This window comes from Pseudomonas sp. Pseusp16, from assembly GCF_047324915.1.
GTDB classification, from domain to species: Bacteria; Pseudomonadota; Gammaproteobacteria; order Pseudomonadales; family Pseudomonadaceae; genus Aquipseudomonas; species Aquipseudomonas fluorescens_CD.
In genome coordinates this window covers 2,848,908-2,873,235 of sequence record NZ_CP168522.1, presented here as the reverse complement: position 1 = coordinate 2,873,235, position 24,328 = coordinate 2,848,908, and the positions used below count along the sequence as shown (strand labels likewise).

At 57.9% G+C, this 24,328-nt stretch carries 29 protein-coding genes; 6 read left to right on the top strand and 23 right to left on the bottom strand.

Annotated elements, in window-relative coordinates:
* Nucleotides 1-13: 13 nt before the first annotated feature.
* Together ACEN8Q_RS12890 and ACEN8Q_RS12885 are read left to right on the top strand one after the other, a co-directional pair.
* Nucleotides 14-499 (top strand): ester cyclase, encoded by a 486-nt coding sequence (locus tag ACEN8Q_RS12890; protein ID WP_261398000.1) that lies wholly within the window; start codon nucleotides 14-16, stop codon nucleotides 497-499.
* Between the two features lie 279 nt (nucleotides 500-778).
* A complete protein-coding gene (locus tag ACEN8Q_RS12885; protein WP_222585605.1) occupies nucleotides 779-1,177 on the top strand; it encodes a DUF3742 family protein in 399 nt (132 codons plus the stop codon).
* On the opposite strand, the gene ACEN8Q_RS12880 is transcribed toward ACEN8Q_RS12885, so the two are convergent.
* The 5 genes from ACEN8Q_RS12880 to ACEN8Q_RS12860 form a co-directional block, all read right to left on the bottom strand.
* Nucleotides 1,166-2,707: a conjugal transfer protein TraG N-terminal domain-containing protein gene (locus tag ACEN8Q_RS12880; protein WP_222585606.1), complete on the bottom strand. Its 1,542-nt coding sequence runs from the start codon at nucleotides 2,705-2,707 to the stop codon at nucleotides 1,166-1,168. The genes ACEN8Q_RS12885 and ACEN8Q_RS12880 overlap by 12 nt on opposite strands.
* Nucleotides 2,708-2,717: 10 nt before the next feature.
* On the bottom strand, nucleotides 2,718-3,026 hold the full coding sequence (locus ACEN8Q_RS12875; RefSeq protein ID WP_222585607.1) for a hypothetical protein: 309 nt from the start codon (nucleotides 3,024-3,026) through the stop codon (nucleotides 2,718-2,720).
* 3 nt (nucleotides 3,027-3,029) lie between these two features.
* The gene (locus ACEN8Q_RS12870) at nucleotides 3,030-4,412 is read right to left on the bottom strand and encodes an integrating conjugative element protein (protein WP_222585608.1); all 1,383 of its coding nucleotides are present in this window, start codon (nucleotides 4,410-4,412) and stop codon (nucleotides 3,030-3,032) included.
* Nucleotides 4,409-5,365 (bottom strand): TIGR03756 family integrating conjugative element protein, encoded by a 957-nt coding sequence (locus ACEN8Q_RS12865; RefSeq protein ID WP_222585609.1) that lies wholly within the window; start codon nucleotides 5,363-5,365, stop codon nucleotides 4,409-4,411. Before ACEN8Q_RS12865 ends, ACEN8Q_RS12870 begins: the two co-directional genes overlap by 4 nt.
* A gap of 105 nt (nucleotides 5,366-5,470) precedes the next feature.
* Entirely contained in the window at nucleotides 5,471-5,725 is a 255-nt protein-coding gene (locus ACEN8Q_RS12860) for a helix-turn-helix domain-containing protein (RefSeq protein ID WP_222585610.1), read from the bottom strand.
* A 168-nt stretch (nucleotides 5,726-5,893) separates the two neighbouring features.
* On the opposite strand from ACEN8Q_RS12860, the gene ACEN8Q_RS12855 reads away from it, so the two are divergent.
* The 3 genes from ACEN8Q_RS12855 to ACEN8Q_RS12845 all read left to right on the top strand — a co-directional run bounded on the left by ACEN8Q_RS12855 (nucleotide 5,894) and on the right by ACEN8Q_RS12845 (nucleotide 7,495).
* Nucleotides 5,894-6,151, top strand: a complete 258-nt coding sequence (locus ACEN8Q_RS12855) for a LasR-specific antiactivator QslA (protein ID WP_222585611.1) — start codon at nucleotides 5,894-5,896, stop codon at nucleotides 6,149-6,151.
* A gap of 364 nt (nucleotides 6,152-6,515) precedes the next feature.
* The gene (locus tag ACEN8Q_RS12850) at nucleotides 6,516-6,764 is read left to right on the top strand and encodes a hypothetical protein (RefSeq protein WP_020300912.1); all 249 of its coding nucleotides are present in this window, start codon (nucleotides 6,516-6,518) and stop codon (nucleotides 6,762-6,764) included.
* Nucleotides 6,761-7,495, top strand: a complete 735-nt coding sequence (locus ACEN8Q_RS12845; RefSeq protein WP_222585612.1) for a zeta toxin family protein — start codon at nucleotides 6,761-6,763, stop codon at nucleotides 7,493-7,495. The genes ACEN8Q_RS12850 and ACEN8Q_RS12845 overlap by 4 nt, the downstream gene beginning before the upstream one ends.
* A gap of 35 nt (nucleotides 7,496-7,530) precedes the next feature.
* Here the strand turns inward: ACEN8Q_RS12845 and ACEN8Q_RS12840 are convergent, their stop codons facing one another.
* From ACEN8Q_RS12840 to ACEN8Q_RS12800, 9 genes are read right to left on the bottom strand one after another with little or no spacing between them, the layout of a single operon-like run.
* Entirely contained in the window at nucleotides 7,531-10,284 is a 2,754-nt protein-coding gene (locus tag ACEN8Q_RS12840; RefSeq protein WP_222585613.1) for a conjugative transfer ATPase, read from the bottom strand.
* Nucleotides 10,284-10,700 (bottom strand): TIGR03751 family conjugal transfer lipoprotein, encoded by a 417-nt coding sequence (locus ACEN8Q_RS12835; RefSeq protein WP_222585614.1) that lies wholly within the window; start codon nucleotides 10,698-10,700, stop codon nucleotides 10,284-10,286. Before ACEN8Q_RS12835 ends, ACEN8Q_RS12840 begins: the two co-directional genes overlap by 1 nt.
* Nucleotides 10,663-12,180 (bottom strand): TIGR03752 family integrating conjugative element protein, encoded by a 1,518-nt coding sequence (locus tag ACEN8Q_RS12830; RefSeq protein WP_222585615.1) that lies wholly within the window; start codon nucleotides 12,178-12,180, stop codon nucleotides 10,663-10,665. The genes ACEN8Q_RS12835 and ACEN8Q_RS12830 overlap by 38 nt, the downstream gene beginning before the upstream one ends.
* Nucleotides 12,170-12,982 (bottom strand): TIGR03749 family integrating conjugative element protein, encoded by an 813-nt coding sequence (locus ACEN8Q_RS12825; RefSeq protein WP_222585616.1) that lies wholly within the window; start codon nucleotides 12,980-12,982, stop codon nucleotides 12,170-12,172. The genes ACEN8Q_RS12830 and ACEN8Q_RS12825 overlap by 11 nt, the downstream gene beginning before the upstream one ends.
* Nucleotides 12,979-13,620 (bottom strand): PFL_4703 family integrating conjugative element protein, encoded by a 642-nt coding sequence (locus ACEN8Q_RS12820; RefSeq protein WP_222585617.1) that lies wholly within the window; start codon nucleotides 13,618-13,620, stop codon nucleotides 12,979-12,981. Before ACEN8Q_RS12820 ends, ACEN8Q_RS12825 begins: the two co-directional genes overlap by 4 nt.
* Entirely contained in the window at nucleotides 13,617-14,030 is a 414-nt protein-coding gene (locus tag ACEN8Q_RS12815) for a TIGR03750 family conjugal transfer protein (RefSeq protein ID WP_222585618.1), read from the bottom strand. The genes ACEN8Q_RS12820 and ACEN8Q_RS12815 overlap by 4 nt, the downstream gene beginning before the upstream one ends.
* Before the next feature lie 7 nt (nucleotides 14,031-14,037).
* Entirely contained in the window at nucleotides 14,038-14,409 is a 372-nt protein-coding gene (locus tag ACEN8Q_RS12810) for a TIGR03745 family integrating conjugative element membrane protein (RefSeq protein ID WP_222585619.1), read from the bottom strand.
* A 17-nt stretch (nucleotides 14,410-14,426) separates the two neighbouring features.
* Complete coding sequence (locus tag ACEN8Q_RS12805) at nucleotides 14,427-14,666, bottom strand: TIGR03758 family integrating conjugative element protein (RefSeq protein ID WP_222585620.1); 240 nt, start codon at nucleotides 14,664-14,666, stop codon at nucleotides 14,427-14,429.
* A complete protein-coding gene (locus ACEN8Q_RS12800) occupies nucleotides 14,663-14,998 on the bottom strand; it encodes an RAQPRD family integrative conjugative element protein (protein ID WP_222585621.1) in 336 nt (111 codons plus the stop codon). The genes ACEN8Q_RS12805 and ACEN8Q_RS12800 overlap by 4 nt, the downstream gene beginning before the upstream one ends.
* A gap of 307 nt (nucleotides 14,999-15,305) precedes the next feature.
* On the opposite strand from ACEN8Q_RS12800, the gene ACEN8Q_RS12795 reads away from it, so the two are divergent.
* Entirely contained in the window at nucleotides 15,306-15,677 is a 372-nt protein-coding gene (locus tag ACEN8Q_RS12795; protein ID WP_222585622.1) for a histone-like nucleoid-structuring protein, MvaT/MvaU family, read from the top strand.
* A gap of 288 nt (nucleotides 15,678-15,965) precedes the next feature.
* Here the strand turns inward: ACEN8Q_RS12795 and ACEN8Q_RS12790 are convergent, their stop codons facing one another.
* The 9 genes from ACEN8Q_RS12790 to ACEN8Q_RS12750 form a co-directional block, all read right to left on the bottom strand.
* Nucleotides 15,966-16,697 carry a TIGR03747 family integrating conjugative element membrane protein gene (locus tag ACEN8Q_RS12790; RefSeq protein ID WP_222585623.1) on the bottom strand — a complete coding sequence of 244 codons (732 nt, stop codon included), beginning with the start codon at nucleotides 16,695-16,697 and terminating at the stop codon, nucleotides 15,966-15,968.
* A gap of 89 nt (nucleotides 16,698-16,786) precedes the next feature.
* Nucleotides 16,787-18,892, bottom strand: coding sequence for a type IV conjugative transfer system coupling protein TraD (gene traD, locus ACEN8Q_RS12785; RefSeq protein ID WP_222585624.1), 2,106 nt, complete (start codon nucleotides 18,890-18,892; stop codon nucleotides 16,787-16,789).
* A gap of 9 nt (nucleotides 18,893-18,901) precedes the next feature.
* Entirely contained in the window at nucleotides 18,902-19,417 is a 516-nt protein-coding gene (locus ACEN8Q_RS12780) for an integrating conjugative element protein (protein ID WP_222585625.1), read from the bottom strand.
* Nucleotides 19,414-19,962 carry a lytic transglycosylase gene (locus tag ACEN8Q_RS12775; protein ID WP_222585626.1) on the bottom strand — a complete coding sequence of 183 codons (549 nt, stop codon included), beginning with the start codon at nucleotides 19,960-19,962 and terminating at the stop codon, nucleotides 19,414-19,416. The genes ACEN8Q_RS12780 and ACEN8Q_RS12775 overlap by 4 nt, the downstream gene beginning before the upstream one ends.
* Entirely contained in the window at nucleotides 19,944-20,663 is a 720-nt protein-coding gene (locus ACEN8Q_RS12770; RefSeq protein WP_222585627.1) for a TIGR03759 family integrating conjugative element protein, read from the bottom strand. Before ACEN8Q_RS12770 ends, ACEN8Q_RS12775 begins: the two co-directional genes overlap by 19 nt.
* 9 nt (nucleotides 20,664-20,672) lie before the next feature.
* A complete protein-coding gene (locus ACEN8Q_RS12765) occupies nucleotides 20,673-21,344 on the bottom strand; it encodes a chemotaxis protein (protein ID WP_222585628.1) in 672 nt (223 codons plus the stop codon).
* Entirely contained in the window at nucleotides 21,341-21,883 is a 543-nt protein-coding gene (locus tag ACEN8Q_RS12760) for a PilL N-terminal domain-containing protein (RefSeq protein ID WP_222585629.1), read from the bottom strand. The genes ACEN8Q_RS12765 and ACEN8Q_RS12760 overlap by 4 nt, the downstream gene beginning before the upstream one ends.
* 156 nt (nucleotides 21,884-22,039) lie before the next feature.
* Complete coding sequence (locus tag ACEN8Q_RS12755) at nucleotides 22,040-23,308, bottom strand: OprD family porin (RefSeq protein WP_222585630.1); 1,269 nt, start codon at nucleotides 23,306-23,308, stop codon at nucleotides 22,040-22,042.
* Nucleotides 23,309-23,403: 95 nt separating this feature from the next.
* On the bottom strand, nucleotides 23,404-24,315 hold the full coding sequence (locus ACEN8Q_RS12750) for an aldose 1-epimerase (RefSeq protein WP_413705286.1): 912 nt from the start codon (nucleotides 24,313-24,315) through the stop codon (nucleotides 23,404-23,406).
* Between the last annotated feature and the right edge of the window lie 13 nt (nucleotides 24,316-24,328).

The following is a 24,328-nucleotide window of genomic DNA, read 5'->3' as shown; positions in this document are numbered from 1 at the left end:
AAGGTTGAAGGCTATGATGTTTCGAATCCACTCACTGCTGTTCGGACTGCTTCTGGTTTTGGCCAGTCATGCAAGTTTTGCGGCTGGACAAAACACGACCCTTGATGTGGTCCATGACTACATGAAGGCTTGGAATGCCCATAATGCGGATGCCGCGTCCGAGTACTTTTCTGACAACGTTGAGTTCCTCGACGCCTCGGTGGGCACACCTCAGGTTGGTCGCGAAAACGCCAAGACTCAGGTCATTGAAGTGTTCATGCAGGCAGTGCCAGATCTGCAATGGAAAATGTTCGGCGAGCCGATTGTCAACGGCGAGAGCATTGCCTTCGAATGGGAATTCAACGGTACCAATACCGGCCCCTGGAGTACCGAGACCCCGGCCACTCAGCGCCGTCTCAGCTTTAAGGGCGTTAGTTTCATACATCTCAAGAACGGCAAGATTCTCACGCAGCATGACTACTACGACGCCCTTGGTTTTAACAAGCAATTGGGGTGGTGACGGGGGTGTTACAGTTTGCAGTATTAGCGGCAGCCAGCTTACGCAGTGACGTCGCCCACGGCAGGGTGTTGTCGATAATAGCGATCCGTATTTGTATTTAGTGGAGCGTTTTATGTGGGGTAACCTCCGCAGAGAAGCTGTGTTGCGAGGTTTGTCTTACGTTGTCCAGTGAGGGTTTTTCGGCTGGGCAAACTGATAAGCGGTCAGGCATGGGCTGCTTTCAGTAGTAGGCTATTACTCCTGTCTCAACCATGAAAACGCTCAGAAGAGGGCGAGACCATGCCGACTCAGCAATCGGATCAGAATTCACGTGCCCACCGCTGGGCGTATGCCTGTGGCATGTTGATAAAACGCGGGTATCTCAAGTTGATAGCGTTTGAGTCCCGCGTGGCTGAGCGTGCGGTGACGGCAGGTATGCCCGCAGGTAAATTACTTGTTCGCGGGAGCTTCCTGACTGCCAAGTTGGCGTTGGTTGGGGGGCTGCTCTTTGTTAGTGTTTGGCTGGTTACTTTTATTGTGATGACGCTGGCTGTCATCACTTTGCTATGGTTCAGGGGCTTTATTGGTTCCGATAATCAAGAGGAAAATCCAGGGCCAGACTATCTAGGTGCTGATCTCTACATCGGTGACTTTGACGACAATGGGCATTATATAGGTGACAGCAAGTCATCTAATTGAGCGCTTAGCAGCATCCAATATTTGATCCGTACCTTTGCTCGCTGAATCACTTGCGGCTTTGCTACCGTTCGCCAACATGCCTTGAATTCCGTTGCCAACTGAATATCCTGCCCAACTCATGGCCCCTAGAAACAGCATCGGCAGCACGATGAACATCGCCCCCATCACATACTCAATTACCTGCGCCGTGACCGTCCCATCCATGAAGCCGGATGTGGGCAGCGACAACAGCACTTGATTGGAAACCGACACCTGGTTGTACAGGGTATCGAGCATGCTGGAGTCGACCCAGCGGGCCAGCTCCCACCAGAAGCTCAACATGTGCAGCGTGAACAGTGCGAACGTCACCGTCATGACGGTCTTCAACTGGTAGGTACTGACCAGCAGAATCAGCGGCAAGCTGATGATGACGCCCATGATAAGGAAAGCCTGCACCATCGGTAGCGCGGCGCGTAACGCATTCATCGCCGGGAAGTTGCTGAAGGAGCCAAGGGCTAGCCCAGTATTGGTGGCCAGGTTATTGAGCCCCTGATTGATCGAGCCGCCACGAGCGCTGGAGCCATAGTCCTGGTACACCTGTCCGGGCGGCATGGACATCGATTGCTGGCGCGGGCTGACCAGCTCACGCAGGGTGGCATCCTCGATCTCGTTGCTCGAACGACCAGTCAACCAACCTTTCAGCTGAGTCAGCAACGAAGGATCGACCTGCTGGATCAAGCGCTCGCGCAACCCAACACCGCTATCACTCCACCACTGCTTGCAGGTGGGGTAGCCCGCGCCATTCTCCAGCCGAGGTAAGGAAACATCGCGGCTTTCGTCATACGGCCAGCTGACTCGCGGTGTGCGTGAATGATCCGTATCGTAGTAGCCGGGCGTGTCGAGAAAATAGCTTGAGCCGATCCAAGATGCGTCGTGACTTTGTGCCTTGTTCAACTGCGGACGGTTGGTGAATAGCCGAGAACGTGAATAGCCATAGCAGTCGCGAGTGAAGTCGGCGACTTCCTGCAGCAGTACCTGGCTGTCGATGCGCGAACTGTCGATCTCCATGCGCATCTGCCGGATATCCGGTGCGCAGGGGATAGAGGCAGTAGCTGCCGCAGTCACGCCTTTGCTCAAGGTATGCACCAGAAACCACCAGATCGGCACGTTAGCGGAGCGTTCGCCGATGGTATTGAAGGTCGCCCCCCAAGCAGTTTCCGCTGGCTTGGCCACACTGACACCGCAGCGCTGGCTCGCCACGTCATCGAACGCTATTGAGGTGAGGCTCAACGGAAAGACGGGCGCGCAGCCGAACAATACGACGATATAGGCCAGCCACAGCCGGTTCTCGATCCGCGGCACCGATAGCAGACCCTTGTTGCCTTCATCCGCGCCTTGCTGACGGGCCGACAACCATTCTTGCAAAATGATTGCACCAAAGGGCGCGGCAAATAGCCCGGTATCGGACAGGATGCTCCAAAGGCCGTTGTTGATGATCCAGGCCAGCAGGGAGAGGTAAAACTCCAGGTAGCTGTTGGTGCTCATGAGCATCGTGGTGGCCTCACAATCGGGTGAGTTCGACGCAGGTAAAGAGCACGAGCCCTATTGCTCCGATGCGCTTCACGCGCAGTCGATCCTGTGGTCGATGTCGGTAGCGCCGAAGCAGATCCCACCAGAGTACAAAGAGGGCGCCGTAGAGCAGGGCACGCCACCACCGCAGATAGGGCCGTACGGATTCGAATGCCTGCTGCCAGACCTCGAAACTACCCAGCGCAGTGCGGCCGATCCATGCGACCAGCGCAGCGGTTAAAATCATCACCGCGGCAATCCCCAGACTCGAAAGCAAAGTGAATAGCAGTGAGTGTTTCATGGCTTACTTGCGCCTGGCGTCAGCATCATTGAGTCGACCGGGCTCGGGGTCGCCTTGCTCGACGGTACGCGAAGCATCGGCACCACCGGCATGCCGATCGAGCACTAGGCTGGCGGTGTTGGTGGCCAGTATCTGCCGGACCTGCAGTTCGGCCTGCAACAGGCGGATTTCGCGCTCCAAGACGTCGATGTTTTTCGTCAAGGCGGCTTGTGCCGGCTCGGCGGAGGCGATGTTCGGTTCGTGACTACCCGCCAGCAGCGTGCGCAGTAGCAGCAGTGCCTTGTCGAGCACGCTGGACAGAGCAGTCTCACTGGCCAGGCGTCGCGTTAACAGATCCTGATCGGGATCGTCGCGTAGCGCTTCAATCACACCGCGGGTCACTGGCAGCATCGGGCTGGAGGCCTTAGCCAGGTTGTCAGGAGTAGGCGGCAGTGAACCTGACAGCATTCCTTGTATGGCTTTCAGCCGCTCGCTGTAGGCCTCCTGAATCAGTGGCGTCAATCCGCTGCCAGCGGTAGCACGCAGGGTTTCGCAGGTGTCGCAGGTCGCGACTTCGTTCTCGCCCAACACGCGAACGGCCCATTCGGATTCCTCCTGGGGCGAAGCCCATGTCTGGCAAATGGCTCCACCCAAACAGTCACTGCTACTAATCGACGTACTGTCATCTACCGTCCGGTTATGCAGCAAGTTGTAGCCCGCGCGCACTACGTCGGAGGTCACCCGAATGGGTGTCTGCCCATTCCCACCAGCCTTCGAACCGCCAACCCAGGACACCCCATTATTGCCGTTATGGGACTCGGTATTTTTCACCGTGGCCACTGCATCACCGCCGGTTTGCTCCAGATTACTCTGCATCTCCTGGTTCTTGGCTAGCGCGCCCCAGCCGGCTTGACCGACCTTGTCCGCCATCTTTTCGGCCATGGCTTGACAGGTCAGCTTGGAGCGGTCGAAGTCGATACGTCCCTGCATGACGCCGTTGCTCAACAACTCATAGAGGCCGGGATTGGCGCGCTGGATGATCAACGCTGGCAGCGACATCACGGCTTGGGTCGCGTTCTGCACGATGCTGCCCATGATCTGCTGGAAGCCTTCGGTGACGCCATTCAGTTGGTTTTGCAGGGTGTTGGTGAGGCTCATGTTGCCGCACATCATGTTTGCTCGCCAGGAGCTGCCGACGCCGAGACCGCTGGGTCGGTAGAGCGAGCTCGGTGAGCCCGCTGCCGAACCACCACCGATGGTGTACATCACCCGGTCGTCGAGCACTTCGCTTTGAGTGCCCAGGCGGTAATCGCCTTCGGCGGCGGGGACATGCGTGGCCATGGTCAACAGTCCGCAGAGCACCAGACTCGTCACGCCCAACCATGGTCGTGTGAGAAGCCGACTCATGAAGCACGGCCTTCGAAGTCGATGCTGAACAGAAAGGTCTGCCCCTCACGTTTGCAGCAGCTGTAAGGACGCCACAGCGACCAGGCGTAGCCGCCATCCACGCTCTGTACCGGATCGCTGGGGAAGATGGCGCACGTGGGCTGAACCTGAGGGTAGAGCAATTGCCATTTGTGGGTCGAAGCTTCGTTTTCAACGATCGGGCCAGGCGGCCAGTAGCCGTCGTGCTTGGCGGGCGTGAGCGGTACATACACATGCGGCTGCCCGTTACGGGTAATCACATCGCCGGCCCGTTGCGCCATGACTGCGGCCGCCTTGAAATCGTCGGGCTGTACCAGAAAGCCTTGGCGGGGATAGACGTTGCCCCACATGTTTCCCGAGGTCTGACTACCAATTTCACGGATCCCCGGCATGAGCGACTCGGGGTAGAAAACTTCCGGAATGCCATGGCGCCAGGCCAGCGAATCTAGGATGCTCAGGTAGTAGGGCATGAACGCAGTAGCACCGCTGGCGCAGGCGTAGCCGGATTGCGAGGCCAGTTGCGTGGCGGCCCAGCCACCCGGGTGGCCGATACCATCGACGTTCTTGAAGCGGGGCAGGTTGTTGCGGCGGGTGTTCGGCGTGATCAGATTGCCGCCACCCTCCGCGCCACTGATAGGAGAGGAGAGGGCGGCCATCTCTATCCAGGGGTTGCCGCCGGTTGTGGCGTAGCTCGAGACCACGAGTTCCGGAATGAAATGACGAACCTTGGTCGAGGTTTTGACCTTGCAGCCGACAGGCGTGCAGAGGAGCCAGAAACAAATGCCGACGACCCTGTATTCGAGACAGTTTGGAGAAAGCACGGAGGACGTGATGCTACCGGTATCCAGCGCCATGCTTGGGCCGCATGCCAGCAGGACGCTCAGCGCCAAGGGCCGTAGCTTTGTGGGCGGGATTGACGAGCAGGCAACAGGCATGATCCAGGCTCTCGGTGTATGGCCTGGGCAGGTTCGGTTAGGGAGTGAAGACTGTCAGTGGAAATTATGAAGGTGGATCTATCGGATTTGTGAGACGCGAGACTATTATTTGACGTGAAGGGCGCTGCGCAGGATATCGGAATCCACAAGTAACTGATCGGCGGTAATTTCGAAAATATTGGCGAGCTTGCACAGGACCAGCAGCGACGGATTGCCCGTGCATCGTTCGATTTGACTGACGTAGGTGCGATCCACCTCGGCCATGAGCGCCAGTTGCTCCTGGGTCAGGTTTTTCACGCGCCGCATCAAGCGGATGTTTTCCGCCAGATGAAGACGAAGCTGTTCGTAGTCTTGAGTCATGCGCGCAAATTGCGCCTTGAGGGACTCTCAATCCACGGGATATAGTCTACATTGGTGTGATCTAGGCCATTTGAAGCTGAAGTCTGTTATCAAGCATTCATTTGGTTTCGTTATGATTTCGAGGCTGGGTCCAGCGTCTAATAATAAAGTCAGAAATCTAGGGTGTGTATGGACGAAAACTATATTGCAATTCCTGCGGCGGATGGTTGCCCAAGTCTTCTGACACCTTGGGGCAACGAATTCGCCCCAATGATCGAACGTGGTGTGCAATGCGCCCAGGCTTGGCTTGATGCGCCCGGTGAGATTCCACTGTGGTGGGAGCTGGCTCAAACACGCAAGACCTTTCCTATCGGTGATTGCCAAGATGCGTTTGAAGCCGCATTCCTGTTGAGGATTCAGCAGCGGCTTCGGAGCGTGCCACAGTAACCCTGTTGCTCATAGGCGATTGCATCGTATTGATCGTCCGTTCGCCTTCAACCTGGCGATATCGGTACAGGCCAGCTGATTGCAGTTTAAGAATGATCGTCGCTTCTAGCTGCACGTTTTGTCCAACGGCTGAAAGACTTGTCAGGGAATCACACTTTCCTCCCTTGGTTGAGGGCGGTACTTACCTCAAATGCCGCCGGTTATGCATCGAACGGGAAAATCTCTTGAAAGGTATGGTTCCAGACGCCATTCCTCTAGAATGGGGGCTGACAGAAGTAGCTTTCGCCCTGTTACAAACAGGTTTACGTAGCTAAGATTCTGATTAAGTGCAGATTCTGCACGCTCTGAGAACGTGGAGCGCGATATGAAAGCCAAAAGAGTGTTGAGTGACGATCTGGTGAGTCGACTGGAGGATAAGATCCCGGTCATGGCTGAAGGCGCCATCAATACTGCCTATATCAACGCGCTGGCTGCCGGCCGCAGTGTGATGGAAGTCATGAACGGCATGCTTGTTGAAACGACTGCCGATGGTAAGCACAAAGTCATTCGGGTGGCAAAACCCAAGCACAAAGTAACTCTGGGTGGCGTAATTAAGGTGCGCCGCTGCTCATGACGGTTCCCCGGTTGAGGGTTTTTGCTGGACCCAATGGCTCCGGCAAGAGCACGATGAAAAGTGCCATCCCTTCCCATCTGATTGGTATCTACATTAACCCGGATGAAATCGAGAAGGCTGCCAAAGAGAGCGGTCGTCTGGAGTTTAGTGATTTTCAATTGGAAGCTGAGGGCGATGAAGTCCTCGCTTTTCTTAGGGAACATCGACTGGTCAAGTCCTCCCAGCTCGATGAGGAGGTAGCCAAAATAGGCTTTAGTAGCAACGGCCTGAATTTCCAGACGGTCGCGATGAACTCCTATTTTGCATCGGTGCTCTCTGACTTCATCCGGAACAAGCTTCTGGAAGAGCAGCTGTCTTTCACCTTTGAAACGGTGATGTCCAGCGACGATAAAATCGCTTTTATGCTCAAGGCAAGAGCGTCTGGATATCGCACGTACCTCTACTTCGTGGCAACTGAAGACCCTGACATCAATATCAACAGGGTCAGGAACCGTGTAGCGGCAGGTGGGCACCCAGTTCCCACAGAGAAAATTGTCCAGCGCTACGGCCGTTGCCTGAGCTTACTGCCTGCGGCCATTGCCGCTTCGAACCGGGCCTACATCTTCGATAACTCCGGAGCTGACCTGGTACTGCTTGCCGAAGTTACGGATGGGACTGACCTTGAATTCAAGGTTGACGAGGTCCCTGACTGGTTCATGGATGCCTACGTTGAAAAGGTGTCCAACGGCTAGCAGCCGGGGTGGCCAAAGCCGGGAGTCACTTCCCCTTATATTGGCTCTATTCCTCGCGTTCTATCGATCCGTTCAGCTACCTGGTAAACCGCCTCCAATTCCGAGCAACCGTTGTTCTGCATCAGTGTCCAGCGCTCGGCCTTTTCCTCAGGCTCGGTCATGGCCAGGGCGAGGTAAAGACTGGGCGGCACAGCCCGAAACAGCGTTTCGAGCTTTTTCGACAGCACCACCCCCTCGGTGTATTTGCCCGGTTCCTTGCTAGCGGAAAGCAACAGGGCTTTTTGTGCCGGGGTGAGCTTCTTGAAGCGAGCGATTTCTTCAATCTCCGCGGGCGGCATGTTCAAACAAACCCACCACTCGATCATGTTGAGCATGGTCTGCGCGGCAGTGGGGAAGTCGGCAAGGTTTTGCGTCGCCAGCCAGAACCACGCGCCAAGCTTGCGCCACATCTTCGTGCCCTTGACCACGAACGGCGCCAACAACGGGTTCTTGGTGATGATATGACCCTCGTCGGTGACCATGATGATAGGCCGGCCCAGATACTGATCGCGCTCGGCGAGATTGTTCACGGTGTTCATCAGGCTGATGTAGCTGATGGACATCTGTGCCTCGTAGCCTTCGCGAGCGTAAGTGGCTAGGTCGACAATGGTCACATCGCTCTCGGGCCAAGGCGTGCCCTCGCGATCGAACAGTTCGCCCTCGAAACCCTGGCAAAACAAGTCGAAGGACTCGCCCATTTCCTGGGCGCGCTCGCGACGTTTCTCCGGCAAGTGTGTGTTAGCAGCGACGCGCAGCAAGGCGTCGCGCACGTCGCGGGTAAGTACTTGACGGCCTGCTGCGGTACAGGTCTGCGCCGCATCGAGAATGCACTCACGGATCAAGCTGCGATCGGCTCGGCTCAGACGCGCCTCTTCCTTGGCCTCGCCGCCGGTGATCATCAGGCGGGCGGTGATCTCCAATTCGCCGAGAATATCGCGCTGGTCTTCGCGACTGGCTACCGCCTCATCGTCCCACTCATCAACCGACAGACTTGCCACCTGATCTGGCTGCTCGACCAGACGCCAAGCATCGACAAAGGGGGCGAGGCTGACCGAGGCACCAGGTTTCAATTGGACCTTGTTGACTGACAGGCCCTGTGTCGCGAAGTAGTCGCCCTGCAAGCCGAATGAGTTGCCGGCTTCGACGATAAACAGGCGAGGGCGGTACACGGCCATGACCTGCATCAGCAGGGTGACCAATGTGGCCGACTTGCCGGCGCCGGTCGGGCCGAACAACAGCAGGTGGCCGTTCATGGCCCGGTCTAGGCGTGACAACGGATCGAAGCTCAGCGGCGAACCGCCGCGGTTGAACAGGGTGATGCCCGGGTGGCCGGTGCCTGTGCTGCGGCCCCAGACTGGAACCAGGTTCGCCAGGTGCTGGGCGAACATCAGGCGGGTGTACCAATTGCGCGTGTCGCGGGCCGGGTTGTAAGCCATTGGTAACCAACGCAGGTAGCTGTTGCAGGCGGCGACTTCATCGCCTTCGCGTACCGGTTGCAGACCCGCACCCAACAGTGCGTTGGCAAGGCTGACCGAGCGCAGGTGCAAATGTTGTTCATCGTGACCGCGCAGGTAGAACGCCAGGGTGCCGCGGTACAGCTTGTGCTGGCGGCCGATGATCGCACGAGCCTCTTCAACATCTTGGCGGGTCTGAGTCGAGGCCAGGTTTTCACCGATGGCTTTGCGCGCCAGGCGATTCAACTGATCCTCAAGCACGTCCTGAGGCTTGACCACCAGGGTCAGGCTCATCACCGTGCCTTCAGGTAACTGGTCGAATAGCGCATTCACCGCGTCGCCCTTGCGAGTTTCTCCGGTGAGTTGACCAATCGACGGTGCCCGTCGCAGTTTGTCCACCACCATCACCCGATGGGGTTGACCATCGAAGCACCAGAGTCCGCGCTGCACATCCGAATGCGGCTCATTGAAAAATAGGCGCTCGGCGAAATCGTGATCGAAGGGCAGATCCAGCGACTTACCGTCGCCCGACTCCGGGTAGGCCACGCGGCGGTAGAACTCCTCGGGTGCGTCATTGGTGAGCCTGGGCGCAGGATTGAACCAGGGCAGCAGCCAGGCATAAAGACCTCGGCCATCGACTCGCGTCGATTGCACCCCACACGTCTGTAGCGAAGACACAATTCGTTCGCAAGTCTGTTGCAGGAATTGCACTGGGGTGAGCCCCGTTTCCTCACCGTCAGACTCAAGCCAGCGATAGACCACCAGGCGTACCCGGCGGTTATTGCCACGCCAGGGCAGGCGTGTCACCACCTTATCCTCAAACAGCCCTCCGGGCTTGGCGATGGCCTTCAGATGACAGCGGCTAAGCTCCAAATAGGCCTCGGTGAAGATCGTGCCTCGCGCGCTGTCCTGAATATAATTGGTGAGCCGGGTAATGTAGGGGCTAAAGTCGTTGTCGTCCTGGCAGAAAAACTGCGCCACCCAAGGCGCTTGATCCAGCTCGTCAAAGCTATCCTGCAGGGCATCCTCGAGGGCATCGCGGGCCGCCATCAGCCAATCAGGTTCGCGCCCTTCGGTGCCGATGGGCAGTAACTCGAACACCGCACCCACCGAGCGATTGTCATCGAGTAGAAAACACTGTTCGGTGTCGAGGTATTCGACCCAAGGCAGGTGATCGGTGAAGCTGGGGTTGTGCGCATACAGTGCAGCTTCATCGGCCAACGTGGCGCGAGGGCGCAATGGGTTGCGGCAGGCTTTCCCCGCGGGAGTGCGGTTACCCGAATCGCCGGTACGCACTACAAGTCATCCTGACGTTCACCAGGCAATGCGTACTGCACCCGTTGGTAGAACGGAAAGACGGTCGAGTAACCCGGGACCGGTACCTGCTCGGTACCACTCAAATGCGGATACACGTACAACACCAAATCGGGATTGGGCAGGCGAGGGAACAGGTTGCGGATCTCGTTCGCCGCTGTGCGAGTGTACGGTTCCTGGAGAGAGGAGGAAAAATCTACCTGAGCCAGCGGGCGTCGTAACGGTTGCCGAGCATCCAGCAGTTGCTGCTGAGTGCCTTGCGAACCGGCACTGTTCCAGATGTCCAGCATGGTTTGCTCGCCATGGGGCAAAAGCGTGCCCTTGTCGGTGGAACACCCCGTCAGGACCCAGCAGAACACGCTAATCCATGTCAGGCAGAGAGGCATGGTCTTTTTCATGGCGAACACTCCGGCCCTTGGGCTCGTAGTCGATGGTGATTTCATGGTCGAGGTGGAGTGCGACCTGTGCTGCCGGGGGCACGTACACCGCAGCAAAGGCCTCGCCATAAAGCTTGTTGACCCACTCGCGGATGTCGCTGACCCCACCACTGAGGATTGAATTCAGTGCGCTATTGCCACTGCTGCTGGTAACCCCGAGCGTACTGCCACCCGAACTGATCACACTGCTGTTGTTCTGCTCATCCCCGAGCAAGGCGGCGACACCGGCACCAGCCGCAGTGATCAGGCTCTGGCTGCCGAGGTACTGCTGGGCGTTCGAGCGGCGCTCGCCGGTGATGCAAGGAATGCCATACGGATCGGACAGGTAGCCGAGTCCGCCACGGATCTTGTCGGTGCTCGAACTCTGGGTGTTGGAGGCATTACGGCTGGCTACCACCTTTGGCTGAGGCACCGTGCGGATAGTGCCATCGGTAAACACAAAGGTGATCGACTCGACTTGCCCGCGCACGCAGGACAGAGTCCAGTCACCGGACGCCGTGCCGCTCATTACGGCACCTGCGACGTCCGGCAGGTCGATGCCGTTGGCGGTCAGGTTCTCGGGGCCGACCAGCACCTTGAAGGGATAGGGATCATTCACTGTGCCGTCTACCGGGACTCGGCCGATCAGCGCGGTCATGGCGACCGAGCCCATCAATGTCGCGTTTTCAGGAATGGTGTAGACCGGCTTCGCACCTTCGGTACGATCAGCGGATCGTGTCAGGTCACGTTCACCCTGGGTGACCGCACGTAGCTGTTTCTGGCTGCGATCAATAGCGTTATCTTTCAAGCCCTCCAGTGAGTTGAAGGCGGTAGGCAGACTCAGTGCGGAGGAGGTCTTGGTTTTGCCTCGGGCGTCGGTGGGCGGAGCATCCGAGGGTTCAATCCACTGCAGCGCATCATTGGCAGAATGTTGCCCGTCGAACTGAGCCCCATCGCCAGGCTCAAGCCCCAATCCGATCGGCATGTCCTTGCTTTTGCCGGTCAGCCCCGACAACTGTTCCTGCAATTGCGTCAGCAGACCACGGGCCTGGCGGCTGTCTTGTTCCGCTTTGAGTCGGGCCTCGTTGGCTTGTCGGCGGCCTTCGTCGACCTGCTGGGTCACGCTGCCAAGCGCGGTCTGGATACGCGAATCGACGCTGTTTTCCCGCTCGCGCAGGCGGTTGTTCTCCGTCTGCAGTGAATCGTTGTGTTTCTTCAACCCGAGCATGTCGCTGCGCATGGCCTTCACCTGACCGACCAGGGTGGCGACCGTATCGCGTGGGGTATCGCCAGCAATGCCGAGCGACTTGGCTTGCTCGGCGGATAACTGAAGGTTGCCCTGATCAACTGGGTGCTCTGGGGAGGGCGTGCTACTCCCCACGACCCAGGTTTTCAGGATGATCACCACCACGGCCAGTAGCGCAGCCGGTACCAGCCATTTGAGCAAGACGTTAGCCTTCATCGTCAGCACCTCGCGCAAGGTGCGGAAGCAGCACGGCTCGTTCGAGGCCAGCACCGCGGGTGACGAGGTAGGCAATCGTGGTGTCTTCAGCGCTGCCGACTGGTCCGAGGAAAGCATGCTGGAAGGTGGCGGCGAACAGGGTGGCCTGAAGCCGACGCGGATCGAGTTGCACCGTCGCTGAACCATGATTGTGCAACTTCACCGCCGTCACCCAGTAATCACCGAGTCGCCAGGCTGCTATAGGTGTGCTGGACACATGTTCGGTCGGCAGCAGGGTTGGCAGTTCGCTGCGCAGTTTGAGCGGTACGTGGCGTACGCCGGGCAGGGATTCTACGGTGCGCAGCGGCGCGTACAGGCTCTGTGCGGCGTAGCGCGTCAAAGCGACTGGGATCGGCGTACGATCTGGAACAGGGACGGTGCTAGATTCCGTCTCGGTAGCCTGCACCTGAGCATTCTTGAGAATACGCACTGGCTCCAGTGGTTGATCACCAGGTGTGGTCGCGATATCCAGCAGGATGATCTCGCCCGTCGCGACCGATTGCAGTTGCAGTCGGGTCGGGGCAATGGCTTGCGACGCGCGCAGGTACAGCGTGCCGCCAGTTGATTGCACGCGCAGCTTGCCCGTGAGGGTTGAGGGTACGCCGACTCGAACATCCTCATTGATAAAGACCACTCGTTCTTGATTGATCACCAACGGGACCGCGAGGGGTAGGCGTTCCCAGCGCATCAGCTCGACGGCCTGCGCTGCAGCTCCCCATAGCATCAGTGCGACGGTGAGTCCCAGGGTAGACATCCACTTCATGGCTCAACTCCAGGCAGGGAGATTTTTTGCGGCGTGCCTTGATAACAATCCAGTGCCAGTCCCCACTTGTTGCGCTCAGGATCCAGGTCGAAACGCACTACGCGTAATGGATAACGCACCACCACCCGTTTCACCGGTTCGGCGGCGTAATACTCATCGGCGTTGAGGTCGAGCTTGACCAACCAGCTGTCGCGGTCGAGTTGCTTGACCCTGAGTTCTGGATCCTCGCTGTAGCCACGGCCCAGAATTTCGTAGACGCCACGCACCCGCTGGCGCAGCTCGCCAGCAGCCTTGCGGTACTCATAATCGCCGTCGAGAAAGGCTTTGCAGGCGGGTGTCAGGTAGGACTGCAAGCCATAGATGGCGCGTCGATAATCCAGCTCGCCATCCGAGGGCCAGCGGTTGAGTTGGCCAAAGATGTACAGGGCAAAGGCATAGACATTCTCTGAGGGGATATCCCACCACTTGCGAGTGCTGCCCGAGCGCAGATCCGGTGGCACGTGCACGGTCAGATCGGTCGGTGCCGAGCGCCAGCCATACCAGAGTCCGGCACAGATCAGAGCCAGAATCAGCACTGCCAGGCGCAGGCTGAAGATATGGGCGTTCTGGGCATCCACCTTGTTCCGAAACCGGCTCATCGCTGCCACCGAGACAGGGCAGGGCGCAGTCGACGCGAACGACGGACCGTCCAGGCGCCGGAGTGGAGAATCAAACTTCCGCGATCCAGGCGCCAACGGCTGGCGAGTATCCATTCGAGCTTGCGGTACAACCACGTCTCGGGGCGAGCCCGTTTGGCCCGCCGCAGTAGCGTGCCTCCGGCCAATAACACCACCGTCATGCTTGCGATTATGCTTGTCGGTGCCGCGGCAATGGAGGCGGTGGCAATCGCCAGAGGAACACCCAGCATCAGGCCAATGACTGCGCCGGCACCGAGCGCCACCCACATTTCATCATTGGTTAAACCACGCAATACGGCAGGATCACGATTGAGTCGCTCTGGTAGAAAAACCAAGGTGCCGTCGGCAAGGCGTTCGATAGTGTCGTTCATCTTGACCTCACAGAATCGCGGCAGCCTTGGTCAGGAACCAGATGATGATCACCACCAACAGGGCCCCGATGCCGACTACAGCACCCAAGTCCTTCCAGGTCTTGCGTTGGTTCTGCACATCGGCATACACCGTCAGCGAATGCCAGGCTACGCCGAGAAAAGCGAGTAGGGCGATTAGCAGACCGAGCAAAATGCCGCCGTCGTAGGCGTAGTTTTTGATCGTCTCGATCAACCCGGATCCTTCGCCGCGCGAAGGCGCTTCCATGGTGGGGAGTTCGGCAAAAGCCAGGCTTGGGCCGAGCACCAACAGCAGACTAATCAAGCGCTGGCTCGCACCATCACGCAGGTTGTTTTTCAGAGGGGCAAGGCACTTGAGCATGACGGTGATCTCCTGGATTAGGACAGGGTGAAGAACATCAGGACGAGTAGGGCGAGCAAGACGCGCGTGGCACTGCCGCCGAAGGCTCCAAAGCGCACACTGCCTGTCGCCCAACCCCGGTAGGCCGTCCACATCACCCAGGCACACCAAAGCAAAGCCAGGACGAGAACCAAGGAAAGCCATAGCGTCGAGCTGCTCTGCACCGAGAAACCGGAGGCGTTTTGGAACGCTGAGGTCTGGGCGTCAGTCATGCTCATGGCGAAGGCTCCGTGGACGGAGTGTCGAGGCGGTAATCGCCGACCAGTTCAGTGGGATCGCGGGGTTGAGCACGGGATGGAGAGAGATAGTTCTGCACACCTTGGCGGATGCGCTGAATGTCCTGAGACAGGCGTGGGTAGTCGAAACGATAGCGCTCGTCTAGTTCTGACGTGCTGGCTGTCTCCGCTCGTGTTGCAAGGCGTTCGATAGTATTGAGTTGCTGCTGAATTAGGCTGAGCTGTATCTGCTCATCAGCTGGTGCCGCATAGCTACTGCCATGAACGCAGGCCAGTGAAAGGAGTAAAGAACAGCGAAAAATGGTAGTCGACATGATGCTGGTCCACATGGATATGGAGCCAGCATCAAGTTAGAGGTTGAATTATTCAGTATTAAACGTGACATGGGATGTATCGCTTTTTTGCAGCCGTGCGGAAGAAGTTTGCTCACACATACGCCAGCTATCGATTGGGCGAAAAAGAGAGCCCAGTTTAGCAATCCTTCCCCGTTAATAATGCGTCGTTCATGCAGTATGAGTAGATTAACTCCTGCTTGAAAGCTGCATGGGTGACGAAGAGCTGATCATCGCTTAGTATGGGAATGTTCGTTTCCTCGTTCCCCTAACCTGAAGGAAGTTTCACATGTCTCGTTTGGCTGAATTTCGCAAGCTTGAGCAACAACTGGCCGAACAGCTAGCAGAGCTCGAGTCGATGAAAAGTGATTCCGGTCTGAAAAAAGAAATGGAATTTGAGAGCAAGCTACGTGCGCTGCTTGGCGAGTACGGCTTCAGCTTGAAGAACATCATTGGCATCCTGGATCCAGAAGCTGGCCGTCGGACCTCGACACCTGTAGCCGCCCCCGTAAAGGCAGTCCGTAAGGCTCGCGAAGTGAAGATCTACAAAAATCCGAACTCTGGAGAGGTGATCGAAACCAAGGGAGGAAATCATCGTCGACTGAAGGAATGGAAAGCCGAGTTTGGCGCAGACGTTGTTGACTCGTGGCGTACTCAGTAAAATCGAGTTGATGACAAGGGGCCTGTAAAGGCCCTTTTTTCTCGATGAGAATGATAAGTCCTGAATGCAAGTCTTGACCCAGTCCTGCGCCAGTTTAATTGGTGGTTAGATCCTTAATACTCCTCAAAATTTTGGACGTCTGCATTTCACTTGATGCTCTAACTCATAGTGGGATTTGAGAACGACCTTTAGCAGCTTAATTTGCATTCGTGTGGTGTATCAGTTTTCGGTCGCGGGATAACTATCCAAGCATCGGGATATGTAAATGAAACTTTGGTTTTTTCCGAATCAGAGATACTTCTTGAATGTAGTTGCCGTGATGGCCGTGGTGATGCCGAGCGTCACCGCACAAGGCAAAAATACGGCCGTGGGATCGAGCGAAAAGGGCAGAGACAGGTAAATGACCCAGGGCACGATCAGTAGTGGTATCACGGCTCGTTTAGCACGATGGTAGACAAAGCTGCTTTCTCGCCCAGCGCCAAATTTTCGTAGGTCTCGGCGCATCAGTCCATCGACAAAACCAGTAAACATTGCCAGCAGAAACAGGGGGGTGGCCAGGACCAGTATGGTCAGGCGCACGACGAAAGTGAAGGTCACATACACCGCGGCCAGCACGAAATTCTCAATGCTCACGTAGAGCTGGTTGATCCAGCTCCAGACGCCGTTGCCCTGGCTCGACACCCGCGCCTGCAGGGCAAAATCCGCAAAGCCGGTCTTGACCAGCAGCCACTGATTTAGGAAATCCAGCCACTGGACAATCGTTTGCCCGGGTTGTTGGAGGATGAGTGACGATTTGAAGTGCTCGCTGAGCCAGCCCAGTTCGCTGGTCAGCATGGCCTGACTATGCAGCCAGCCTTGATCTCCCCAGAAGAGCAACAGACCGACGAATTCGATGAGGATCGAAAACAGCAATGAGGCGACCAGCAAACCAATGATGCGCAGCATCAGGCTAATCGTTGAGACAATTAGCCCTGGATGTTGGATCGGTTGTGGCGGCGTGTTTTGTGTGGAAGTCGCCATCATTCACTCCATTGCGCGCCGCAGAGTTGATGCCGTCCTGACGCCTTCAGAATGTGTGTTTGCTTAATCGGAACCTAGTCAGAGTAGGGCTACCGCACCTGATCTAAATCGAAGTTAATTGTTGGGCCGCCACCACTCGCGCTCCACCATTGCCCTGCCTGCTCGTTGTAGGTCGCCCGCATCCGTTGAGTGAGTTCCTGCAAATCCTTGGGCATGGCATCGTCGTTGGAGGGTTTAGGCAAAGGCATACGGACTTTCCAGAGCTGGCCACCGACCTGGAAGGAGAACATTTGCCCTTTTGGCAAACTGACGATGTGTGCAGGCTCGATCAACGGCACGCTGGTGCTACTGACGCGGTCCTGTGAGGATGAGGTGAAGTCCGTGTTGGCCTCGGGATCGGAGGTGTCGGTGGCACCCGACACCAGGGTCTTGGTCAACACGTTTACCTTGGGCAATTGTTGAGTAAGCAGCTCCGCGGTGGCGGTCTCGCGTACACGGAGCATCTGCAGGGTGTTGAAGTTGCCGATGACCTGACCGGCCTTGGCGCGGTTGCCGATGCGCGCTTCGATATCACTGAGGGTCTGGGTGTAGGCTGTCACCTGGATGCCAGCGCCACCGCCTTTGTTGATCAGCGGGATGAATTCATCGCCCATCAGCTCATTGAACTCGTCAGCGTGCAGGTTGATCGGCAGCTTGTCGGTGCTCCTGCTCGATGTAGGCAGACCATGGTCGATACCATGTTTGTAGATATGGCCCGCGACCGAGACCAGATCGGCGAACATGGAGTTGCCCACGGCGGCAGCGACCTCGGCATCGGTCAGCGCATCCAGACCGACGTAGACGATGCCGCGTTTTCGGATGATCTGCATCCAGTCGAAGATCGGCCGTGGGTCATCTAGATCGGTGTAGTTGGGAGCCAGTAACTGGGCGGTCTTGCCGGTGGTGAGTTTCTCCAGCAGCGGTAGTAGCGAGGCGACGATTTTGTCGAAGTAGGTGCGGTCATACCGCACCGCTGAACGCAGTCCGTCCATTACCGGATCAAATACCCGCTTTACCGCCAGGTACTGTTCTATGGCCACCACCCGCTTTTCGCGCCCGATCATATGCCGGGGAATGTTCTTCTCGGTGAGCTTGCCTTCAAGCTGGACGATCACTTCCCACGCTTTTGAGTCAGTCTTGGCGAAAAACTGCTGGGCGTACTCGATGAACAGGGCGTCGATGTTGACCACATGCCGTTGGATCTGCAGGTAATCCGGGCGTCGGCCCAGCTCGATCAGGGCGCGGGCGATGATGTTGACGAAACGCCAGGCGAACTCACGAAAGGCCGCAGAGTTACCTTCACCACTGAGCTGTCCAGCAATGCGCGACGCCACTTCCGAGATGCGCCCGAAACGTCCCACGGCGTTGTAACGCGCGGAGATCTCTGGCCAGCCCAGATGGAACACATAAAATTCCTTTTCCCGACCGGCCCGTTTGGCTTCGACGTACATCCGCTTGAGCAGGTCAGCGTCGCCCTTCGGATCGAAAACGATCACTACCTCGTGTTCGATGCGGTGGATGTCCTGAGTAATGTACACCTCGGCGAGTCGTGTCTTGCCGACGCGGGTGGTGCCCAGCACCAGGGTATGCCCGACCCGTTCGCCCAGCGGCAGGCTGACTTCCGTTTCGTCGGGCTCGACCCCGTGCAACAGCGGCGAGCCACCGACCGGGGGCAAAGGGCGCAACGGATTGCAAGCATTGTCCCAGGCAGTGACACGCGCCAGTGACGAGAGTGGAAACGGTGCATGTTCCAGGCGCCGTTCGAGTCCACGTGCCAGGCGGTAACGGGTCGGTTGGTCGACATAGTGGGCGACTGCCGGATCCTGGGCCTCGACCAAGCGCTGGGTGTGCAGGCGGGTCCAGCGAAAGCCTCGGCCCATGAACAGAAGCTTGCGGCTGACCGGAATCTGTCGGCTGGTCAGCTCGTAGCGGGGCAGCCGGCGGATATTGCGCCGATAGCGCAGTACCTCCCAAGCTTGTTGCAGTCGGATCAGGCCGAACAGGGCATAGGCCAGCGCGGCAACCAGACCGATCTCGGGTGACAGGGCCACAGCCCAGGGCGAGTACACACACAACACCGCGGCGGCGATGCAGATCGCTACGGTATACAGCTCCACCGCTGGCCGGAGCTTGGACTCCATTGCATGCTCGGCCATGACCTGGGCTTACTGTTCTAGTGAGGTGGCAGTGATCAAGATGGGGTAGTGCTCGATCTGCAGGCGGGTGGCGATGTCGTTGCCGTTGACCGGCAAAATGGTGATGCCCGGAGCGGCTGCTCGAATCCGGGCCAGGGCTTCATTATCAGTCACCTCGACGGCGAGGCCATCTGCACCCATTTCCTGCAGTTCAGCCGCGCGTTGACGCAGCCAAGTCAGCGATTGGGGATCCTCACCGACCAGAAAAAATGGCCGCAAGCCCGGCATGTTCAGGGAGCGAGACGTGATCTGGCCGGGGCTCAAGTGAGAACTGCGGATGGGCAGTATCCAGGCTTCATCGGCAAACGTGGACAGGTCCGCATGCATGGCCCGATCAGGTTGGATCTTGTTGTTTATGGGCGGCCTGGAAACTTGAAAATGGGGTCGGGTGAAGTTGCTAGGCTGATCCTCGGCAACGGTCAGTTCCGGCTGGGCGAAAGGTGCCAAGAGCAGGATGCAATAACAGGCAATGGCGATTCGTTTCATGGTGGTGTGCCCAGTTCAAAGGAAATCAGCAGCTGTTCGAGTCTCTGGGAAAAGCCAGCACGGTAGCGTGCTGCCGGCGCGCCCCCTGCCGGACGGTGATAGCGCCCGGCAGCCAAGACCCAATCACCGGTGGCATCGTGATGCTCCTGCAACAGCGCGGCGGTCACGGCAAGATTTCGGTAGGGGTCGAGGGCTTCGCAAGGGCTGGAAAAACGTTTTCCGTGGTAGCCCAGGTTGGTTTGCCCAAGTCCAGCATCGACCCGCTTGGCGTCATACTGATTGAGCGCCTGGAGCAAGGCGTGACAGGCGGCCTGGTGAGTGGCGAAGCGGTAGGGGGTTCCGGCGATGTTCAAGGTCCAAGGCCAGGGCAGCAATCGACCACGGACGCGGATACCACTCTCCTGCAAGGCAATGGCGAACAGCACCGTAGAAGGGATGTCGGCGTCATGCGCCGCCAGTTGGTAGGCAGGAGGCGGAAGTTCGTCAGCCTGGACGGCAAGCACCGTCAGCAGGAGCGCAATACCACTCAGTCGAGGCGTTGCCATTGTCCATTCACCTGTTGAAATGTGGCAGGCAATGGCCCCGGAGCCCCCAGGCTGAACCAGCGACCCCGGTCATGGTTCAGGGTGATCTGACGGCGTTGGACCTTGGCCGGATCGATGTCTGCTTGCCGAGCCCAGCTACGGATGCGTTCATCCTCGCCTTGGCTGCCCACCAGGTAGATATCGAACGCCGTGTCACTGCTTTGCAGACGCTGCACTTCGGCGGTGCACGCGGGGCAGTGGTCCTCCACAAACAGGGCTTGGCGCGGCGCGACCGCTGAGCTGGCGGGGGACGGGGATGCCATGCCCTGGATTGGCAGCAGCCCAGGAAACAGCTTGGCCCAGGCCGCGGTGTAAGCGTTTTGGTAGGCCAACTCGCGCTCGGCGCGCTTGGCTTCCAGTGCTACCTGTAGTTCGGCATAGCGCTGGCGCTCTTGGTCGGTCTGGGCTTCGACTCCGAGTGCGGTCAACGGATCGAGGTTCGGGCTCCAGAAACCGCGCGGGCCAGCTTGGATCTGTTCAAAGCGCGTCCACTCCTGCTCCGTCAGACCCCAGCTCGCAGCCTGCTCAGAGTGAGAGCTCTCCAGCGGAGCGGACTGTGTGTCCTGGATCCGTGACTGTGTGGTGATGGGGTTACCCATCGCAACACCCGTGGTCAGCAGCGAAACCAGACAAACGACGAGGAGGAGTGGCGCTCTGTTCATGATTGCTGCTCAAGGGACTTGCACGGTCTGGTCTGGCTGAGCGGCCACCGCGAAGATGGCTGAGTTCAGCTCCAGCACTTTCAGACGCCAAGCGCCGAGTTGCTCACCGCTATGCAGCAGCCGGACATCCGTGAGCGAGCGACTGTCATGAGGTGCAACCGCCAGAAAACGCTCATCCCCGCGGGACTCGACACTCAACACTGAGAACGGTGGCGAGAGCGGGACGGGTTTGGGGCGAGCCTTCTGTTTCGGCTTGGTCGCGGAAGACGTTGGTGGTGGGGGTGATGGCTGGGTCTTGAGGTCCAGGAACTGCTGCTCGACGTACTCAAAACGTGCGCGTAGCGCTGTCAGGTCTGCCACGGTGGCGCGGTCTGCCAGACCGTCGTGCAGTTCCTGTATTTCTTGTGCCCATTGATCCAGCATCGGATCGAGGGTATTGGTCTGTTGCTCACCGGAATCGACCACCTGCTTCAGGTCTTTCAGCGCGTACTGCAGTTTTTCCTGTGCATCCTTGAGTGCGTTCGCATCACGTTGCAGGGTGTCCAGGGCTTGTTGGTATTGCGTGTTCGTGCTCTGTAGCTCGGCCACGCGCTGATACTGGTTATACAAACCACCACTCAGGCCGGCAATTACCAGGCAAAGAAGTCCGACAATGACGGTTTGAAACGTCGAGGCTTTCACGGGCGTGCCTCCGACTGATGAGGCAAGACGGGTGTGACCTGCACGACCCCGGCAACCATTTTCTGCTGTTCGAAGCAGACCGAACGGCTGACTTCGTCGGTCGTGAGTTGCCAGGCGGGGCCAGCCAGCACTTGCAACGCGCGGCGCAAAGAGATTGGGCCAAGCCGGTAATGGGCTGCGGGCAGAGACCGGGTAAAAAGTACCTTGACTGGATCGGCGGCAGGGCAGAGTGAATAACCCGAGCGCTGCAGCACAAAGTGCATTGCCTCCAGTACCGAAGGATTCAGGTTGGACGGGATACTCACGTCGATGATTTGGGCGAGAACATCGCGTTGTTCCGTGGTGGGCTCGGTGCTGACCAGCGTATAGCGGCCATAGCGGAGCACTCCCGGAGAGCTTCTTTCGGCTTTGCCCTTCCAGAGATAGGGTCGATTGGAGCCGCTGTCGATTTCTGGATTGATCGGCAATGAGGTGGGGATTGGCGCGGTGCAGGCGCTCAACAAGCCCAGCAGGCAGGCAGGCGTGAAAAAACGCTCCATGGAAAAAACCTCATGTCAGATTCAGTGCAGAACTTGACATGAGGTGATGGAGTGATTCAGTGATAAAACCGAGTCATAGCTAATCGCTTTAGAAGAGAGCGTTCGATTCATCCTCCATGATTTGATCTCATGATCGACTTGGGGGCATATCAAGGATCAAAACAGCGCCAGTGCATAGGAAACGATAAAGCGATTCTCATCGCGACGTCCTGTCGCATCACCGACCAGTTCGACGTTACGCAATCTGAACGACAGGTCTTTGAAGGTGCCGCTCTGGATGGTGTAACTGAGGTCGATGTTACGTTCCCATTCTTGACCGTCTTGTCCGTTAATCTTGAAGTTATCGCCATGAACATAACGTGCCATTGCCACCAGGCCTGGCAAGCCGACGCCTGCAAAGTCAAAGTCGTAACGTGCTTGCCATGAGCGCTCTTGCGCGCGATCGAAACGCAGCACCTGGACTGCGTTGGCCACACCGGGGAGGTCGGTGTCGTGAAGAAATGGCAAGGCGCTATCGCCCGCGTTGTACTGCAAACCAAAACGGAATGTTTGTGGGCCCAGATTGGCAGACAGCAGGGTCGACGCCATGCGACTGTCGAGCTTGCCTGCGAGTTCTTCGCCGGCTTCGCTGGAGGCAAGGTAATTGACCACGGCGCCGAGCTTCCAGGCGCCTACCGGTTGGTTGAGGGTGGTGGTGTAGAGCGTCTGACGATAAACGTCTTTCAGTTCGCCTTCCCACACGCCAACCGAGGCATTCGGCGCAATCCGCCAGGTCCCCCCAAGGTAGTTGAAACGGTCGCTTTCTACCGACAGGTAGTTACCGGTTTGCATCTTGCGGCTGCCGCTGAATTCACGATAGTTGACCGCGCGCATCTGGCCGAGATCGATATCGACATGGTCGAACTCGCGAACGCTGAGCATGGCGCCTTCGAAAAACTGTGGTAGCAGGCGCGCGTCACCGGCAGACACCAGCGGGATTTTTGGGAACAGGCCACCGACCTTCAGTTCGCTTTTCGATACTTTCATTTTTAGCGCACCGGTCGCCTCGGAATACTCATCAACGGAACGTGGATCGGCATTGCGCGGGCCGCCCGCGCGGTTGTAGGCACCGGGGAGCAAGGCCGAGCCGCTGCGGTCGGGCGAGGAGTCGAGCTTGATCCCGAGACCGGCATACATGTCCAGACCCAATCCGACCGTGCCTTCGGTGTAACCCGATTCAGCCTTGAGAATGAAGCCTTGCGCCCACTCCTCGATCTTCGATTGAGCCGGAGCTTTTGAATCCCGAAGGTCATGGTTGTAGTAAAAATTGCGCATCAGCACGGTGGCTTTGCTGTCGCTGACGAAATCGGCATGGGCCGCCAATGGCATGGCGCAGAGTGTCATGCAGAGGGTCATGGCGTGAGGCGATGAGGGTTTGATTTTCATTTTTTTGTTCTTTTTAGAGATGAGTGAACTCACCACCCGAGATTCTCGGGCGGGCAGGTAGGCGTCAGTTAACGGTTGAAGGTCAGGCTGAGAGGTTATCCGGGCCGTTGTGGGGGCTCGATCCATTCGAAACACAGGTCGGCCGAGAAGCATTCTCCAGGCGCCACGACTTGGGTGCCGCTCAGTTCTCCAAGCAGCGGTTGCAGGTTGAAACCATCCGCCAGGTGTGAAACCGGCTCGATGCACAGATAAGGCGAGCCTACTGGAGCGAACACCACCAGATGCGATAGTTCAGGGCTGGCTGTCAGGCGCAGGCGGCCCTGCGGATAGTCGAGATCGACCTTGCCCGCCCATTGCGACAGGTAATGGGCACAGGTCTCGGTTTGCCAGGACTGACTGTCGAATTGCATCGCCACGTCACCTGTCAGGTGCTGTCCGGTGCTCAGGTAATCCGCTGTGATCTGCCATTGGCGAGTGCAACTCAAACTGGCTTGCAGTTGCGGGTGAGCGAGGAAATACGGGTGCAGACCTAAACCGGCCGGCATCGGTGTTTCCCCTTTATTGAACAGTGCAAGCCGGATCCGCAAACTGCCGCCGTTCAGCTCGAAATGCTGCTCGGCCCGAATCGGCCATGGCCAGTGTGGGCCGCTGTAGTCCAGGCTCAGGCTAGCCTGGGTCGTCGACTGGCTATCGACTTGCCAGGCTTGGGTATGGCTGATGCCATGTAAGGTGTGCGGCAAAGCCTGCGGATGAGCGGGCAGCGCATAGTCCCGACCCTCGAAGCGCAACTGCGCGTTAGCAATTCGATTGGAGTAGGGGATGAGCGGATAGGCGCCGCCCTTGGGCCAGATCAGTGGGTCCAGCGACTGAGAGGCATCGATCGGCTGCAAAATTTCCAGGGCATGCTTGCGCACTTGCAGGCGACCGATTCGGCCGCCGTGCTCGGGGAGCAATTGCAGGCTCAGTTCGGCGTTTTGCAGGGTCAGTTGCTGAAAGCGGGTCGACATTGTCTGCTCCTGA